This window comes from Streptomyces sp. NPDC007863 (assembly GCF_040633895.1).
In the GTDB taxonomy this organism is placed as follows: Bacteria; Actinomycetota; Actinomycetes; order Streptomycetales; family Streptomycetaceae; genus Streptomyces.
The window spans coordinates 42,382-57,984 of record NZ_JBEYEI010000023.1 but is presented as its reverse complement, the minus strand read 5'-3'; the positions used below and the strand labels follow the sequence as shown (position 1 = coordinate 57,984).

Annotated in this window: 16 protein-coding genes; 8 read left to right on the top strand and 8 right to left on the bottom strand. The window is 73.6% G+C overall.

Features of this window, described 5'->3' with window-relative positions:
- Positions 1 to 64 precede the first annotated feature (64 nt).
- A complete protein-coding gene (locus ABZ621_RS30930; RefSeq protein ID WP_360609745.1) occupies positions 65 to 247 on the bottom strand; it encodes a hypothetical protein in 183 nt (60 codons plus the stop codon).
- 324 nt (positions 248 to 571) lie between these two features.
- Here ABZ621_RS30930 and ABZ621_RS30925 point away from each other — a divergent pair, with 324 nt between their 5' ends.
- Positions 572 to 913, top strand: coding sequence for a hypothetical protein (locus ABZ621_RS30925; RefSeq protein ID WP_360609744.1), 342 nt, complete (start codon positions 572 to 574; stop codon positions 911 to 913).
- A gap of 156 nt (positions 914 to 1,069) precedes the next feature.
- Here ABZ621_RS30925 and ABZ621_RS30920 read toward each other — a convergent pair whose 3' ends face one another.
- On the bottom strand, positions 1,070 to 1,240 hold the full coding sequence (locus tag ABZ621_RS30920) for a hypothetical protein (RefSeq protein WP_360609743.1): 171 nt from the start codon (positions 1,238 to 1,240) through the stop codon (positions 1,070 to 1,072).
- A 103-nt stretch (positions 1,241 to 1,343) separates the two neighbouring features.
- A complete protein-coding gene (locus tag ABZ621_RS30915) occupies positions 1,344 to 2,186 on the bottom strand; it encodes a TIGR02452 family protein (protein ID WP_360609742.1) in 843 nt (280 codons plus the stop codon).
- Positions 2,187 to 2,576: 390 nt separating this feature from the next.
- Here ABZ621_RS30915 and egtA point away from each other — a divergent pair, with 390 nt between their 5' ends.
- From egtA to egtD, 4 genes are read left to right on the top strand one after another with little or no spacing between them, the layout of a single operon-like run.
- Positions 2,577 to 3,839, top strand: coding sequence for an ergothioneine biosynthesis glutamate--cysteine ligase EgtA (gene egtA, locus ABZ621_RS30910; RefSeq protein WP_360609741.1), 1,263 nt, complete (start codon positions 2,577 to 2,579; stop codon positions 3,837 to 3,839).
- On the top strand, positions 3,836 to 5,218 hold the full coding sequence (egtB, locus tag ABZ621_RS30905) for an ergothioneine biosynthesis protein EgtB (protein ID WP_360609740.1): 1,383 nt from the start codon (positions 3,836 to 3,838) through the stop codon (positions 5,216 to 5,218). The genes egtA and egtB overlap by 4 nt, the downstream gene beginning before the upstream one ends.
- Positions 5,218 to 5,970, top strand: coding sequence for an ergothioneine biosynthesis protein EgtC (gene egtC, locus ABZ621_RS30900; protein WP_360609739.1), 753 nt, complete (start codon positions 5,218 to 5,220; stop codon positions 5,968 to 5,970). The genes egtB and egtC overlap by 1 nt, the downstream gene beginning before the upstream one ends.
- A complete protein-coding gene (egtD, locus tag ABZ621_RS30895; protein ID WP_360609738.1) occupies positions 5,967 to 6,932 on the top strand; it encodes an L-histidine N(alpha)-methyltransferase in 966 nt (321 codons plus the stop codon). The genes egtC and egtD overlap by 4 nt, the downstream gene beginning before the upstream one ends.
- On the opposite strand, the gene ABZ621_RS30890 is transcribed toward egtD, so the two are convergent.
- The 3 genes from ABZ621_RS30890 to ABZ621_RS30880 all read right to left on the bottom strand — a co-directional run bounded on the left by ABZ621_RS30890 (position 6,827) and on the right by ABZ621_RS30880 (position 10,199).
- Positions 6,827 to 7,762 (bottom strand): lysophospholipid acyltransferase family protein, encoded by a 936-nt coding sequence (locus tag ABZ621_RS30890; protein WP_360609737.1) that lies wholly within the window; start codon positions 7,760 to 7,762, stop codon positions 6,827 to 6,829. The genes egtD and ABZ621_RS30890 overlap by 106 nt on opposite strands.
- The gene (locus ABZ621_RS30885) at positions 7,759 to 8,610 is read right to left on the bottom strand and encodes a GNAT family N-acyltransferase (RefSeq protein WP_360609736.1); all 852 of its coding nucleotides are present in this window, start codon (positions 8,608 to 8,610) and stop codon (positions 7,759 to 7,761) included. Before ABZ621_RS30885 ends, ABZ621_RS30890 begins: the two co-directional genes overlap by 4 nt.
- 338 nt (positions 8,611 to 8,948) lie before the next feature.
- Positions 8,949 to 10,199, bottom strand: a complete 1,251-nt coding sequence (locus ABZ621_RS30880) for an extracellular solute-binding protein (RefSeq protein WP_360609735.1) — start codon at positions 10,197 to 10,199, stop codon at positions 8,949 to 8,951.
- A gap of 291 nt (positions 10,200 to 10,490) precedes the next feature.
- Between ABZ621_RS30880 and ABZ621_RS30875 the strand changes: the two genes are divergently transcribed.
- Positions 10,491 to 10,706 carry a dodecin gene (locus ABZ621_RS30875; protein WP_360609734.1) on the top strand — a complete coding sequence of 72 codons (216 nt, stop codon included), beginning with the start codon at positions 10,491 to 10,493 and terminating at the stop codon, positions 10,704 to 10,706.
- A gap of 43 nt (positions 10,707 to 10,749) precedes the next feature.
- Here the strand turns inward: ABZ621_RS30875 and ABZ621_RS30870 are convergent, their stop codons facing one another.
- Complete coding sequence (locus tag ABZ621_RS30870) at positions 10,750 to 11,238, bottom strand: hypothetical protein (protein WP_360609733.1); 489 nt, start codon at positions 11,236 to 11,238, stop codon at positions 10,750 to 10,752.
- Between the two features lie 88 nt (positions 11,239 to 11,326).
- On the opposite strand from ABZ621_RS30870, the gene ABZ621_RS30865 reads away from it, so the two are divergent.
- Together ABZ621_RS30865 and ABZ621_RS30860 are read left to right on the top strand one after the other, a co-directional pair.
- Complete coding sequence (locus tag ABZ621_RS30865; protein WP_360609732.1) at positions 11,327 to 12,382, top strand: LLM class flavin-dependent oxidoreductase; 1,056 nt, start codon at positions 11,327 to 11,329, stop codon at positions 12,380 to 12,382.
- A 9-nt stretch (positions 12,383 to 12,391) separates the two neighbouring features.
- On the top strand, positions 12,392 to 14,806 hold the full coding sequence (locus ABZ621_RS30860) for an excinuclease ABC subunit UvrA (RefSeq protein ID WP_360609731.1): 2,415 nt from the start codon (positions 12,392 to 12,394) through the stop codon (positions 14,804 to 14,806).
- On the opposite strand, the gene ABZ621_RS30855 is transcribed toward ABZ621_RS30860, so the two are convergent.
- Positions 14,803 to 15,483, bottom strand: coding sequence for a DUF5701 family protein (locus ABZ621_RS30855; RefSeq protein ID WP_360609730.1), 681 nt, complete (start codon positions 15,481 to 15,483; stop codon positions 14,803 to 14,805). The two genes, ABZ621_RS30860 and ABZ621_RS30855, sit on opposite strands and share 4 nt — an antisense overlap.
- Between the last annotated feature and the right edge of the window lie 120 nt (positions 15,484 to 15,603).

Sequence of the window (15,603 nt, the reverse complement as noted above, 5' to 3'; positions counted from 1 at the left end):
CGCGCCTGACGCTCCTCGACGCCGCGTGGACCGGGGACCTTCCGGGGTCGGCCGTCCAGGAACCCTACGAACCCCGCGGATGCCGGTGACGTCGTAGCTCGATGACCCGTCGCCCTCCGTCGACCACCAGAGCCGTTCCGGCGAGGACGGCGAAGATCGAGTAGGGGATCGCGAGGACGTCGGCCAGGTGGACGCCGAGCATCACCGCGCCCACGGCCATCGCTCCGTAGGCGGTCCATCCGTTCACATCTGCTCCTGTCGGCGCTTCGGGGCGAAGGGGCGTCCGCCTCCCGCCGCCTGACCGTACGTGACTCCTTCTTCGTGCGGCGCCCGCACCTTATCGGGCAGCGGGCCGAACACGGGCCCTGAGTCGGCGAGTTCGCCCGGTCTCTTCGTTCGTCGGGCGCAGCCTTGCCCTGGACGGCGTGCCGTGGGGGTCGCGTTGCGGAATGTTCATCTGTTCGTCGACGCGCCCCTCCGATCGCCGCCGGAGCGCATGCGGCTCGCTGGATATGATGACGCGAGAACTAGAATGAAATTCTAATGAGCCGTCGAGGGGTGTGTCAGGCACATGACATCGAGATCGCAGCGGCAAGGACCCGTGCTCGGCTGTGCGATTCCGATCGCCCTGGCCATCGCGGCCGCCGGCATCTGGCTGCTGAACGTCAGTTGGGGACTGGCCGCCTCGGAGGGGCGAGCCCTGTGCGGGAGCCGGGAGATGGATGACGGGCAGGTCTGCGTCCGGGGCATCGGCGACGACGCCGTCCAGTCCAGTGCGGACGAGCAGAAGAAAGGCGACGAGCTGGCCCGGCGGATCTTCGGCTGGATCGGCATCGCCGCCGGAGGGGCCATCGGAGTGGGCGGAGTCGCCCTGCTGGTCGTGGTGATCAAGGACCGGGACCGGAACGGCTGACTTCATGGAGGGCCCGGCGAGGGCTCCTTGACGACCGAAGTCGTCAGGTCCCCGTCGCCGCGACACGTCCGCCGGCCCCTCTCCCCCGCGGACGGCAACGACGAAGCTCCCGCGCGACGGCGCGGGAGCAGCGAGGTACTTCCTGTCACGCGGAAGTCAGTTGTGGCCGAACTTCCGCTCTCTGCGGTGGGAGGGCTGCTCGATGACGGAGCGCGGCGCCTCGCCCATGGCCGGGCTGCCGCTCTTCTCCTTGGCGGGCGGGGTTTCGCGGTGTTCGTGACCACCCGTGCGGGCGCCCTTGTTCACCCGGGTCTGCTTCTTGCCCACGATCGTGCCTCCCGTACGAAGACGTGCGAAGACTCTCGGCCGCGCCGCGGTTCGGCAGCGCGCCCGTCTCCTTCCAGGCTCGCACGGGGGTACGAACACCGCATTACGGAGCGGATCGGGATATCGGATCCAGGATCCGATGGAAGGCGGCGAGGGTCGGGGTGCCCGACGCGCGGTCCAGGATCGCGAAGACGACCTCGTCGAAGTGGCCGGAGAACCGTCCGTCACCGGTCAGCAGCGCCTTGAAGGCCCCGGCCACCTCGGCCGGGTCGTTGCGGAAGACTCCGCAGCCCCACGCGCCCAGGACGATCCGGCGGTACCCCTCGGCGACCGCCGTCTCCAGGACCCGCTCGGCGCGGGAGGCCAGGGCCACCGGCACCAGATGGGCCCGTGCCGGGTCCTGGCGGCGGACGACGCCGGCGTTGGGGGCGGGAGAGGTCAGGAAGCCGACGGTGAAGGGGGTGGCGAGCAGGGCGCCGCGGTCGTCACGGAAGACCGGGACCCTGGGCGAGTGAATCACCCGGTCGGTGTACAGGGCGTCCCGCTCGCTCCGGTGGTGCTCGTAGTAGGCGGGGGCGCGGAGCAGCGTGGCGTGGAGGGCGGAGGAGCGGCACAGGGCCTCCTCCTGGGCCTGGGCCCCGTTGAGGTAGCCGCCGCCGGGGTTGCGGGCGGAGGCGAAGTTCAGGACGGCGACCGGCCCGGCCGGTTCGGCGGCGGTCATCCGGCGGGCGGCGGCGAGGCTGCTCTCGCCGGTGACCTCGATGCGGCCGGCGCGGCCGGTGGCGGGGGTGACGGGGACCGGCTCGGGCCCGTACAGCCGGGTTCCGGCCAGGGCGGCGGAGAGGTCCTCGTGGAGGGAGACGGTCCGCCCGTCGGGGGCGGTGTAGGAAGCCGCGGCGACGATCGCCTCGGTCTGCCGCGCGATCTCGCGCAGTCGTGCACTCATGTCCCGAGGATGATCGTTTCGGCGGGTTCGCGACAAACGGTTTTCCACGCTCACCCTCGGCGCCCCTCCGGAGCACGCTCGGTATCCGTCCGGGTCATCCTCGAATCATCGTCCGGTCTTCGTCTGGTCTCTCTTGAGTCACTCTCGAATCTCACTCGAACCACTCTTGAATCTCGCTCGAATCCCACTCGAATCCCGCTTGAGTCTTGCTTGAGTCTTGCTCGGGTAATTCTTGAGTCCTTCTCGACTCTCCGCCGCAGCGCCCCTCAAGGGGCGCGGAGGGCGCACTCAGGGGCGCCGACGCGCTCTTGCACGCCGCCCGACCGTGGCCTTAGGTGGAAGGCAGCGGCTAGCCGAACGGCTCCGCGACCAGCACTTGGAGGTGCACGGATGGCGCCCGGCGTCACTCCGCGCAGCGGCCCGCCCCTCACCGAGGAGGCGGCAGAGGACCTGCTGCGCTGTATCTGTTTCAAGACCGGCCCGCCCCGGACCGTGGGGGCGGAGCTGGAGTGGCTCGTCCACGATCTGCGCGACCCGCGTGAACCGGTGCGTCCGCACCGTCTGGCGGCCGCGCTCGACACCGTACGGTCCTTGCCCCTGGTGTCGTCGCTCACCTTCGAACCCGGCGGGCAGCTGGAGCTCAGCTCGCTCCCTGCCGGTTCTCTCATGGAATGCATGGACTCCCTCGCCTCCGACCTGTCGGCGGTGCGCGCGGCGCTCGGACCGCTCGGTCTGACGCTGAGCGGATACGGGGTCGACCCCTGGCACGCACCCCGCGAGCGGGTGCTGCGCGAGCCCCGGTACGACGCTATGGAGCTCGCACTGGGCCGGACGGGACCCTCGGGCCGGGCGATGATGTGCGAGTCGGCCTCGGTGCAGGTCTGCCTCGACGCCGGACACGAGGATCCGGGTCCGCTCGGCTATCTGCGCCGCTGGGAACTGGCGCACCTCTTCGGCGCGGTCCTCGTGGCGGTCTTCGCCAACTCCCCGCTGCACGGCGGCCGTCAGACCGGCTGGCGCTCCACCCGGCAGGCGCTGTGGACGGATCTGGACCCGACGCGGGCGCTGGCCCCGCCGGCGGACGGCGACCCGCGCGAGGCGTGGGCCGCGCACGTCCTGGACACGCCGGTGCTCTGTGTGCGGGCGGAGGACGACGGCCCGTGGCTGGTGCCGGAAGGACTGACCTTCCGGGAGTGGCTGCGGACCGGGAAGCCCCGGCCGGCCGACGCCGACGACCTGCGCTACCACCTGACGACGCTCTTCCCGCCGGTCCGGCCGCGCGGGCATCTGGAGCTGCGGATGATCGACGCGCAGCCCGGCCCGGACGGCTGGATGGTGCCGGTGGCGGTGACGGCCGCGGCCTTCGAGGACGTGACGGCCTCCGAGGCGGTGTACCGGGCGGTACGGCCGCTGGCAGAGCTCGCCGGGACGGAACCCGCGCCCCGCAACCCGCTCTGGCTGCGGGCCGCCAGGGACGGCCTCGCCGATCCGCTGCTGCACGCGGTGGCGGTCGAGGTCTTCGCCGCGGTCCGGCCCGCCCTCCACCGGATCGGCGCGAGCGAGCAGGTACGGAAGGCCGTCGACGCCTTCCGGGAACGGTATGTGGACCCCGGGGGCTGCCCCGCAGACGAGCTCCAGGTGGTGACGTCATGACCAGCACGGCCGACACGAACACGACGACCGGCACGACGACGGGCACGGAGACGGGCCCGGCCACGGGCGGGAAGCTCGGGCCGGAAGCGCTGCGGGAGCGGGCGCTGGAGGCGCTGACGACCGCCCGGGAGCGCACCGCGCTGCTCACGGACAGCGTGGACGACGGCGAACTCACCGCCCAGCACTCTCCGTTGATGTCCCCCCTCGTCTGGGACCTGGCGCACATCGGGAACCAGGAAGAGCAGTGGCTGTGGCGGGAGGTGGCGGGACGGGACGCCCTGCGGCCCGAGATCGACCCGCTGTACGACGCCTTCGCGCACCCCCGGTCGGAGCGGCCGTCGCTGCCGCTCCTCGGGCCGGCCGAGGCCCGGGCGTACGCCTCCGACGTACGGACCCGCGTCCTCGACGTCCTGACCGAGGTGCGCCCCGACGGACGTCCGCTGCTGGACGAGGGGTTCGCCTTCGGGATGATCGCCCAGCACGAACAGCAGCACGACGAGACCATGCTGATCACCCATCAGCTGAGGAAGGGGCCGGCCGCGCTGAGCGCACCGCCGCCCCCGGTCCACCCCTCGGGGCCGCTCCCTCCCGAAGTCCTGATACCCGCCGGCCCGTTCACGATGGGAACGTCGGACGAGCCGTGGGCGCTGGACAACGAGCGTCCTGCGCACGTCCGCACCGTGGCCGCCTTCCACATCGACACGGTGCCGGTCACCAACGGCGCCTACCTGGCCTTCATGGCGGACGGCGGCTACACCGAACGCCGGTGGTGGCACCCGGAGGGCTGGGCGCAGATCCGTGAACACGGCATCGTGGCCCCGCTGTTCTGGCGGCAGGAGGGCGGCCAGTGGCTGCGCCGCCGGTTCGGCGTGACGGAACCGGTGCCGGAGGACGAGCCCGTGGTCCACGTGAGCTGGTACGAGGCGGACGCGTACGCCCGGTGGGCGGGGCGGCGGCTGCCGACGGAGGCGGAGTGGGAGAAGGCGGCCCGGCACGACCCGGTGACCGGCCGCTCGCACCGCTATCCGTGGGGCGACGCCGACCCGGGCCCGGACCACGCCAACCTGGGCCAGCGGCATCTGCGGCCGGCCCGGGCGGGGAGCTACCCGGCGGGCGCCTCGCCGCTCGGGGTGCGGCAGCTGATCGGTGACGTCTGGGAGTGGACGGCGAGCGACTTCCTGCCGTACCCGGGCTTCCGGGCGTTCCCGTACAAGGAGTACTCGGAGGTGTTCTTCGGGCCCGAGCACAAGGTGCTGCGCGGCGGTTCGTTCGCCGTGGACGCGGTGGCCTGCCGGGGCACCTTCCGCAACTGGGACTATCCGGTGCGGCGGCAGATCTTCGCCGGCTTCCGCACGGCCCGCTCCGCGGAGACGGACTGATGTGCCGTCATCTCGCCTATCTGGGCGAGCCGGTGGCGCTCGGCGACCTGATCGTCCGGCCGCCGCACGCGCTGCTCCGCCAGGCCTGGGCGCCTCGGACGCAGAGCAGCGGCGTGGTGAACGCGGACGGCTTCGGCGTCGGCTGGTACGCGGACGGGGACCCGGTCCCGGCGCGGTACCGGCGCACGGGGCCCATCTGGGGCGACCTGTCCTTCGCGGACCTCGCCCGGGTCGTACGCAGCGGGGCGTTCCTCGGCGCGGTCCGGGGAGCGACGCTGCCCGGCGCCGACGGCGAGGCGGCGGCCGCGCCGCTCGCCTCGGGGCCGTGGCTGTTCAGCCACAACGGCGCGGTGCCGGGCTGGCCGGGGACGCTGACGCCGCTGGCGTCGACGCTGCCGGCGGCAGAGCTGCTCGAACTGGAGGCGCGGACCGACGCGGCGCTGCTGTGGGCACTGGTGCTGCACCGGCTCCGGGCGGGCCGGAGTCCCGGCGACGCGCTCGCCGAGACGGTGACCGCGGCCGCCGAGGCGGCCCCCGACGCGCGGCTCAACCTGCTGCTCACCGACGGCGAACAGATCGCCGCCACGGCCTGGGGCAACAGCCTGTGGTACCTGTCGGGCCCCGGCCGGGTGGTCGTGGCCTCCGAACCTTACGACGACGATCCGCTGTGGCAGGAGGTGCCCGAGCAGACGCTCGTCACCGCCCGCCCTTCCGACGTCACCCTCATTCCGCTCAAGGAGTTCACCGCGTGAGCACGTTCCAGCTGACCCGCACCCTCGCCCCGGACGCGGCCGCCGCGGATCTGCGCGCCGATGTGCTGCACGGGCTGACCCGCACGCCCAAGGAGCTGCCGCCCAAGTGGTTCTACGACGCGCGGGGCAGTGAGCTGTTCGAGGAGATCACCCGGCTGCCCGAGTACTACCCGACGCGGGCGGAGCGGGAGATCCTGATGGACCGGGCGCCGGAGATCGCGGCGGCGACCGGGGCCGGGACGCTCGTGGAGCTGGGCTCCGGTTCCTCGGAGAAGACCCGGTTCCTGATCGACGCGCTGCTGCCGGGCCTTGCCGCGTACGTGCCGGTGGACGTCAGCGAGTCGGCGCTGACCGGGGCGGCGGAGGCGCTGCTCGCCGAACGTCCCGGGCTGCACGTGCACGCGCTGATCGCCGACTTCACCCGGAGCGTCGTGCTGCCGGAGACGCCGGGGCCGCGGCTCGTGGCCTTCCTGGGCGGGACGATCGGCAATCTGCTGCCGGAGGAGCGGCGGACGTTCCTGCGCTCGGTCCGGGAGATGACGGCGCCGGGTGACGGCTTCCTGCTCGGCACGGACCTGGTGAAGGACGAGTCGACCCTGGTGGCCGCGTACGACGACGCGGCCGGGGTGACGGCGGAGTTCAACAAGAACGTGCTGGCCGTGCTCGACCGTGAGCTGGGCGCCGACGCGAATCCGGACGACTTCGACCACGTGGCCCGGTGGGACCGGGAGCGCGAGTGGATCGAGATGCGGCTGCGCGCCCGGCACGCGCTGACCGTGAAGATCCCCGAGCTCGACCTGATGGTCGAGTTCGAGAAGGGCGAGGAGCTGCGGACCGAGGTGTCGGCGAAGTTCCGTCAGGAGGGCGTGCGGGCGGAGCTGGCCGAGGCCGGGTTCGAGCTGACGCGCTGGTGGACGGACGCGGAGGGCCGCTTCGCGCTGTCGCTGGCGACGGCCCGGTAGGAAGCCGGCAGGACGGCCCGCTGGGCCGCGGAGGCGAGAAGCCGACGGTCTGGATACTGGATTGCGGATATCGGATCCAGTATCCGGATCTCCACGGTGAGTCCCGGCGTCCGCGCGACCCGCCACAGCGACGCGCCCAGCGGGTCCTCCCCCACATACGCCGCCGCCCCTTCGGGCCGATAGGCGATGCGTACCGGTTGTATATCGGATCCCGTATCCACAGCGGCCTGGAAGAGCGCCGGACGGAACCGTCCGCCGTCCCGCCCGCACCACGTGGAGCCCTCCGGGAAGACCGTCACCCGGCCGCCCCCGGCCAGCACCCCGGCGACCTCGCGCACCGTCCCGGGCAGCCGGCGCAGCCCGTCGCGGTCGATGAAGAGCGTGCCGCCCAGGGCGGCGAGCGGGCCGAGCACCGGCCAGCCGCGCACCTCCCGCTTGGCGATCATCCGGCCGGGCAGGACGGCGGCGACGACGGGTATGTCGAGCCAGGAGACGTGGTTGGCGACCACGAGCGCGGACCGGCCGGCGCCCGGGAGGGCGCCGGTGACGGTCAGCCGGACCCCGAAGGCCCGGACGACCGCCCGCGTCCAGAACCGCACCAGGGCGTACCGCGCGGCGGCGGGCAGCGGGCCCGCCACGGGCAGCAGGAGCACGCCGAGGAGGACGGTCGCGAGGCCCGCCGCGAGGCGGGCGCCGGCGAGCGCCGCGGGCGCGGTCCGGAAGGCATTCCGGGCCGCCGGTAAGGGGTCCGGGTGGGCCGCGCAGCGGCGGCCCGGGGTGCAGGGCGCCGTGGGGAGCCACGGCGAGGGGACCGGGACCGCGGCGTTCACGAGGCCGGGACGAGCGAGAGGAAGTGGCGCAGGTAGCGCGGGTTGGTCCGGCGCAGCGAGAGCAGCACGTACAGGTCGGCGACGCCGAAGTCGGGATCGTGGGCCGGGGCCCCGCAGACCCAGGCGCCCAGCCGGATGTAGCCGCGCAGCAGCGGGGGCAGTTCGGTGCGGCCCTCGGGGCGGCGGACGCCGTCGGAGTTCCACAGCTTGTGCGGGGTGACCCAGTACTCCTCGGGGGCGAGGTGCTTCGCCTTGACGGTGTCCCAGGTGGCCGCGGCGAGCGCGCCGCCGTCGGCGAGCGGGACAGAGCAGCAGCCGGCGAGCCACTCGTGGCCGGTGTCGGTCATGTAGCGGGCGAGGCCGGCCCAGATGAGGGCGATGACGGCGCCGTTGCGGTGGGCGGGGTGGACGCAGGAGCGGCCGACCTCGACGAGGTCGTGCCGGATCGGCGCGAGCCGGGCGAGGTCGAACTCGGACTCGGAGTAGAGGCGGCCGGCGACGGCGGCCCGCTCGGGCGGCAGGATCCGGTAGGTGCCGACGACCTCGCCGGTGGACTCCTCGCGGACCAGGAGGTGGTCGCAGTAGGCGTCGAAGGCGTCGGTGTCGAGGCCGGGCTCCGGTCCGTCGAGGCGGGCGCCCATCTCGCCGGCGAAGACCAGGTGGCGCAGGCGCTGGGCGGCGCGGACGTCGTCCTGGTCGCGGGCGAGTCCCACCAGGTAGCGCGGTTCGGGTTCGGGGCCGCCGGCCCGTCCGGGCTGCGCGGGCAGCGCCACGGCGGGCTGGATGCCCGCGGGCACGGGGACGGCGGGGGCGGTGGCGTCGGCGAGCACGTGCGAGAGGGCGGTCATGGCGGTCTCCTCCGGGATACGGAAGGTGAAGGGGCGGCGCCGGTCCGCGAGCGGTGCGGCCCGGCCCCTCGTTTCTTCCGCCGCAGCCTGGATTCGACATGACCGCCCGGGGGATCGCGGGTGTGGGAAGGCTGAATGCTCCGCGGCGCCCGTGCCCGGGGGCGCCACGCCCGGCCGCCCGGCCTGGCCCCTGGCCTCCAGGCCGGGGCAGGGCGGCTCGCCGTCCGGCCGGAGCGGCCGGCCACCTCCCCCTGGCCGACGGTCCCGCCGCCACCGTTCCCGGCCCCCTCGGCCACCCGACCCACTCGCCCGGCTTGGCCCTGCTGGCCCTACTCGGCCTACTCGGCCAGGGTCTCCGTGATGGCCTCCGACGCCTTGCGGGCCGCCTTCCTGGCGTCCTCGCCTTCCAGGACGGCGGTCATGAAGGGCTTGATGGGGTTGTCGCCCTCGACGCTCGCCCACTGCGGGGAGTTGGGGGTGGCGCGTCCGTTGGCGGCGCCGGCGGCCATGGCCGCGGTGGCCTCCTGCCCGGAGACGACGGAGGCGAGGCCCTTCTTGTTGGGCACGTAGCCCATGGCGCGGGCGAGTTCGGTCTGCCACTTCTCCCCGGCCAGCGCCTTGACGACGTCGAGGGCGGCGGTGCGGTCGGGGGCGTTCTCCGGGATGATCAGGTCGGAGCCGCCGGTGAAGACGGCGCCGGGGGTGCCGGCCTTCTTGCCGGGGACGGGGAAGTAGCCGAGCTTGTCCTTGAGGCCGGGGTTGGCCTTGAGGATGGCGGAGACGGCGCTGGGTACGGCGACGATCTGGGCGACGTCGCCGCGGGCGAAGACCTCGGCCTGCGGCGGGTTCTGCTCGTCGGCGTTCTTCGGGCCCGCGCCGAGGGACTGGAGGTCCTTGTAGAACTCCATGCCGCGCAGGGCCTCGGGGCTGTCGAGCGTGCCGCTCCACACGCCGCCCTCGTCGACGGCCAGCTCGCCGCCCTCGTCCCAGATGAAGCCGGCGAGGGTGTACCAGTCCTGGCCGGCCAGGTAGATGCCCTGGGAGCCCTGGCGGTTCAGCTTCTCGGTGGCGTCGAGCCACTCCGCGCGCGTGGCGGGCGGTTCCGTGACGCCGGCCTGGGCGAAGAGGTCCTTGTTGTAGATGACGATGCGGTTCGCGGCGTACCAGGGGATGCCGTACTGGGAGCCGCCGACGCTGCCGGGTTCGGCGAGGCCGGGCAGCCAGTCCTCGCTGCCGAGGTCGCGGACGGACTCCAGGGTGAGGTCGAAGAGCCGGTCGGTGTCGGCGTACTGGGCGACCTGGGTGTTGCCGACCTCGATGAGGTCCGGTCCGCCGCCGCCCTTGATGGCCTCGGTGACCTTCTTGCCGATGCCGGTCCAGTCCTGGATGGTGACGTTGAGTTCGACGTCGTCGTGCTCGTCCTCGTACGCCTCGGTGAAGCGGTTCAGGAAGTCCTCGCTGACGCTGTCCCGCATGAGCCATATGTCGACCGTCCGGGTCTCGCCCCCGGAGCCCGGCAACAGCCCGCAGCCCGCGAGGGCGAGTGCGGTGGCGGCAGCCAGCGGGCATGCGAGGAAGCGGTTCTTCACGGAGGTCACCTTCGGTTCAGCACACGGTGGTGCGACATGGGCGGCTGACCCGACGTGTGGGGGGACCGAACGGGATGTTCGCGCGGGTATGTGGCCAGGATTCTGGTCTGGACCAACCGAGGTGGTCAAGTCCTTGACCATCTCGTTCCCGGATCGGGCGGGCATTCGGAACGGTTACCCACGGGTACGGGCGAAGGGGGCGGGACCGCCCCCGTGTCGTGTCGCGGGGTGCCGCGCGCTGGGGCACGGTGGAGTGGTCCCACTCGCGGGCACCGAGAGGATCCGGCCCCCATGTCGAACCACACCTACCGCGTCACCGAGATCGTCGGCACCTCCACCGAGGGCGTCGACCAGGCCATCCGCAACGGCATCGACCGCGCCTCGCAGACGCTCCGCGGCCTCGACTGGTTCGAGGTCACGCAGGTCCGCGGGCACCTGGTCGACGGGCGGATCGAGCACTACCAGGTCGGCCTGAAGGTCGGCTTCCGGCTGGACGAGAACGCCTGACGCGGGTCGGGCCGGCGGGCTGCGCGGCCCTCCGCGGCCGGGGTCAGGTCCTGCCCTCGCGCTCCTGGGCCTCCCTCAGCGCCTCGGAGGGGGTCGCCCAGTGGGCGCGGACGACCGGGAAGCCGGCCGCCTCCGCGGCGTCGCAGACGAGCCCGTCGTCGTCGACGAGCATCCGCACCTCCCGGCCGGCGGCGAGCCGCCGCAGGATCTCCACCTTGGTGACCCGCGCCGGCCGGAAGTCGCGGTGACGCCGCATGTGCAGCGGCCCCTCGGGCAGGCCCTGCGCGGCCAGCCACTCCAGGGTGTCCCGCCGGCAGCGCTCCGGACGCCCGGTCAGGTACACCACCTGGCACTCCTCGGCCGCCGACCGGCACAGCACCACGCCCTCCACCAGCGGCGGGTCGTCCGGAGCCGCCCCGAAGAAGGCGTCCCAGTCCCGCGGCCTGCGCTCCAGGAAGTGCTGCCGGTGGGCCGTGTCGGCCAGTGTGCCGTCGAGGTCGAAGACGGCCAGCGGCCGGGAGTCTCCTGTCACGCGTCCAGCCTAGGAGCCGGGACCGACAACCGTCGCGCGGCGGGGCGGCCGCCGGGAACACCGGCGGCACGCGCGCGTTGGAACCCTCATGAGCACTCTGCCCCCGGGCCTCCGCCTCTCGGTCCTCGACCGCTCCCGCACACGGGAGGGCGAGTCGCCGTCCCAGGCCCTGCGCGACACCGTGCGGCTCGCCCGCGAGGTCGAGGCGCTCGGCTACCACCGCTTCTGGGTCTCCGAGCACCACGGCGTGCCCGGCGTCGCCGGTTCCGCGCCGACCGTGCTCGCCGCGGCCGTCGCCGCCGCCACCACGGCCATCCGGGTGGGCACCGGAGGGGTGATGCTGCCCAATCACCGGCCCATGGTGGTGGCCGAACAGTTCGGCGTCCTGGCCTCGCTCTTCCCTGACCGGATCGACATGGGCCTCGGCCGCTCGCTGGGCTTCACCGACGGGGTCCGGCGCGCCCTCGGCCACGAGAAGGACGAGGCGGAGTCCTTCCCGGAGCGGATCGAGGAGCTGCTGGGCTGGTTCACCGGCACCCAGACGGCCCATCCCGGCGTCCACGCCCGCCCGGCGGAGGGGCTGCGGGTCCCGCCGTTCGTGCTGGCGACCGGCGCGGGCGCCCGGATCGCGGCGGAGGCGGGGCTGCCGCTGGTCGTCGGGGACCTGCGCCACCGCTCCCGGCTGCTGGCCGCCGTGGAGGCGTACCGGGCCGCCTTCCGGCCCTCGGCATGGGCCCCGGAGCCGTACGTGGTCGTCTCCGGCACGATCGCGGTCGCCCCGACCGAGGCGGAGGCGCGCCGGCTGCTCGTCCCGGAGGCGTGGGGCATGGCGTACTCCCGCACCCGGGGCGACTTCCCGCCGCTCGCGCCGCCGGAGCGGATCGAGCGGCTGCCGATGACGGACCGCCAGCGCGGTCTGTACGAGGAGGGGCTCGCCGGCCATCTGTACGGCACGGAGCCGCAGGTGGCCGAGGGGCTCGCGGACGCCGTGCGGGAGACCGGGGCGGACGAGATCCTGGTGACGACGAGCACGTACGACCGGGAGGCGCTGCTCGCCTCGTACCGGGGGCTGGCCCGGGCGGCGGGGCTGACGCCCTGGAGCGGCCGAGGGACGGATACCGGCCGAGAAACGGATATTGGATAAAATCTCCGAATGCTGGATCCAGTCTCCGCTCACGACCCCTACGTCCGTGTCCGCGGCGCCCGCGAACACAATCTCCAGGCCGTGGACGTCGACATCCCCCGCGACACCCTCACCGTCTTCACCGGCGTCTCCGGCTCCGGGAAGTCCTCGCTCGCCTTCGGGACCGTCTACGCGGAGGCGCAGCGCCGCTACTTCGAGTCCGTGGCGCCGTACGCCCGCCGGCTCATCCACCAGGTGGGCGCCCCGAAGGTCGGGGAGATCACCGGCCTGCCCCCGGCGGTCTCCCTGGAACAGCGGCGCGCCGCGCCGAGCGCGCGCTCCTCCGTCGGCACGGTCACCACCCTGTCGAACTCTCTGCGGATGCTCTACTCCCGCGCCGGCGACTACCCGGCGGGGGCGCCCCGGCTCGACTCCGACGCCTTCTCCCCCAACACGGCCGCGGGCGCCTGCCCGTCCTGCCACGGCCTCGGCCGGATCCACGAGACCAGCGAGGAACTCCTGGTCCCCGACCCGGGCCTGTCGATCCGGGAGGGCGCCGTCGCGTCCTGGCCCGGCGCCTGGCAGGGGAAGAACCTGCGCGACGTCCTCGACACCCTCGGGTACGACGTCGACCGGCCGTGGCGCGAGCTGGACCCGAAGGACCGGGAGTGGATCCTCTTCACCGACGAGCAGCCGGTCGTCACGGTCCACCCGGTCCGTGAGGCGGGCCGGATCCAGCGTCCGTACCAGGGCACGTACACCGGCGCCCGCCGGCTCGTCCTGCGCACCTACGCCGAGTCGAAGAGCCCGGCGCTGCGGGCCAAGGCGGAACGCTTCCTCACCAGCGCGCCGTGCCCGGTGTGCGGCGGGAGCCGGCTGCGCCCCGAGGCGCTGGCCGTCACCTTCGCCGGCCGGACCATCGCCGAGCTGGCGGCGCTGCCGCTGACCGCCCTGGCGGAGGTGCTGACCCCGGCCGCCGCGCCGGCCGCGCGGGCCACCACACCCACCGGCCCCACCGCCACGCCCGGCGGCCCGGAGACCGCCCGTGTCCTCGCCGACGACCTGCTCGCCCGGATCGCCACCGTCACCGAACTCGGCCTCGGCTACCTCTCCCTGGACCGCACCACCCCCACCCTCTCCAGCGGGGAGCTCCAGCGGCTGCGGCTCGCCACCCAGCTCCGCGCCGGACTCTTCGGCGTCGTCTACGTGCTCGACGAACCGTCCGCCGGACTGCACCCGGCCGACACCGAGGCCCTCCTCGTGGTCCTCGACCGGCTGAAGGCGGCCGGCAACACGGTCTTCGTCGTCGAACACCACCTGGACGTGGTCCGGCACGCCGACTGGCTCGTCGACGTCGGCCCGCGCGCCGGGGAACACGGCGGCCGGGTCCTGCACAGCGGACCGCCCGAACTCCTCGCGCACGTCGCGGAGTCGGCCACCCGCCGCTTCCTCTTCGACCGGCCCCCCGTGCCCGAGCGGCCCGCGCTCGCCCCCGGTCGGTGGCTGCGCACCGGCCCCGTCACCCGGCACAACCTGCGCGGAGTGGACGCCGCCTTCCCCCGGGGCGCCCTCACCGCCGTCACCGGCGTCTCGGGCTCCGGGAAGTCCACCCTCGTCGCGGCGCTCGCCGAGGAGACCGAAGGCAGCGGACGGACGGTGACGGTCGATCAGCGGCCGATCGGCCGCACCCCGCGCTCCAACCTGGCCACGTACACCGGCCTCTTCGACGTGGTGCGCAAACTGTTCGCGGAGACCGAGGAGGCCAGGGCCCGCGGTTACAAGGTCGGACGCTTCTCGTTCAACGTGCGGGGCGGCCGCTGCGAGACCTGCCAGGGCGAGGGGTTCGTCTCGGTGGAGCTGCTGTTCCTGCCGAGCACGTACGCGCCCTGCCCCGACTGCCACGGCGCCCGCTACAACCCGGAGACCCTCCAGGTACGGCTGCGCGGTCTGACGATCGCCGAAGTCCTGGACCTGACCGTGGAGTCGGCGGCCGCCTTCTTCGCGGAGGTCCCGGCGGCGGCCCGGAGCCTGACCACCCTCCTCGACGTCGGCCTCGGCTATCTGCGGCTCGGTCAGCCCGCCACCGAACTCTCCGGCGGCGAGGCACAGCGCATCAAGCTCGCCACCGAGCTCCAGCGCCTGCGGCGCGCCCACACCCTGTACGTCCTCGACGAGCCGACCACCGGGCTGCACCCGGCCGATGTCGAGGTGCTGGTGCGGCAGTTGCGGGGGCTCGTGGACGGTGGCCACACGGTGGTCGTCGTCGAGCACGACATGGACGTGGCCGCCGGCGCTGACTGGGTGATCGACCTCGGCCCGGGCGGCGGCGACGCGGGCGGCCGGATCGTCGCCGAGGGGCCCCCGGCCCGGGTGGCGCGTACGGCGGACAGCCGCACCGCGCCCTATCTGGCCCGGGCCCTGGGGATCCCCGGCGGAACCGCCTAGCCGTTCCGTCCGGTGGTGGAGCCGAAGCCGAGCCAGGTGTGGCGGTTGTTCCACCAGCACCAGCCGACCTTGGGTGCGCCCTTGCGCTCCTTGCCGTCGCGTCCGGTGCCGTTGCTGATCCAGATGGCCGGAGTGCGGGCGTCGAAGGAGCCGTTGGGCTTGCGCAGGCGCGAACCGATGGTCATGAAGCACTTGTTGCGCTCCAGGACCTCGGGCCGCTGGAGCAGCCAGTGGATGCCCTCGGTGAGGAGCAGCGGGGTGCGCCCGGCGCCGGTGAGGGCCGGAAGGGCCTCCTCGGGCGACCAGTTGCCCATGTGGTCGCCCCGGTCCAGGTCGTGGACCAGGTAGAAGGGGCCGTCGGGGAGCTCCACGCCCTGCGGGGCGAAGGCGTCCACGTCCTCCATGTCGACCACGACGAATCCGGGCTTGTCCGCGAGGCGGAGCAGCGGGGCGAGGGCAGAGGCGGGCGCGGCGTCCGGGTGGACGGCCAGCAGGGAGCCGGCCGGGGCGTCGGCGGCGGCCTTCTCGGCGTAGGCCCGCAGCTCGCCGGCGTCGACGCCGGTGCGGGCGGGCACCCCGAGCTCGATGAGCCGCTCGGCCTGGGCGGCGAGCGGGGGCAGCGGGAAGGGGCTGGTGTGGACGTCGGCGGAGGGGGTGGTGCTGTGCGCGTCGGGCAAGGTTCTCCTCGGTCGGGATGGCGTCGGCCCGGGGAGAACGGCCCGGGCCGGCGCTTTGTTCCCGGTGGCGAGGAGGTTTCTCACCTCACCCGTGTCCGGCGGGACGAGGACTTCTCGCCC

What these genes read in the sequence shown, in the direction of transcription:
- ABZ621_RS30925 (WP_360609744.1), top strand. Translation starts at nt 572, where the DNA reads ATGACATCGAGATCGCAGCGGCAAGGACCCGTGCTCGGCTGTGCGATT.
- ABZ621_RS30915 (WP_360609742.1), bottom strand. Translation starts at nt 2,186, where the DNA reads ATGAGTGCACGACTGCGCGAGATCGCGCGGCAGACCGAGGCGATCGTC.
- egtA (WP_360609741.1), top strand. Translation starts at nt 2,577, where the DNA reads ATGGCGCCCGGCGTCACTCCGCGCAGCGGCCCGCCCCTCACCGAGGAG.
- egtB (WP_360609740.1), top strand. Translation starts at nt 3,836, where the DNA reads ATGACCAGCACGGCCGACACGAACACGACGACCGGCACGACGACGGGC.
- egtC (WP_360609739.1), top strand. Translation starts at nt 5,218, where the DNA reads ATGTGCCGTCATCTCGCCTATCTGGGCGAGCCGGTGGCGCTCGGCGAC.
- ABZ621_RS30885 (WP_360609736.1), bottom strand. Translation starts at nt 8,610, where the DNA reads ATGACCGCCCTCTCGCACGTGCTCGCCGACGCCACCGCCCCCGCCGTC.
- ABZ621_RS30875 (WP_360609734.1), top strand. Translation starts at nt 10,491, where the DNA reads ATGTCGAACCACACCTACCGCGTCACCGAGATCGTCGGCACCTCCACC.
- ABZ621_RS30865 (WP_360609732.1), top strand. Translation starts at nt 11,327, where the DNA reads ATGAGCACTCTGCCCCCGGGCCTCCGCCTCTCGGTCCTCGACCGCTCC.
- ABZ621_RS30860 (WP_360609731.1), top strand. Translation starts at nt 12,392, where the DNA reads ATGCTGGATCCAGTCTCCGCTCACGACCCCTACGTCCGTGTCCGCGGC.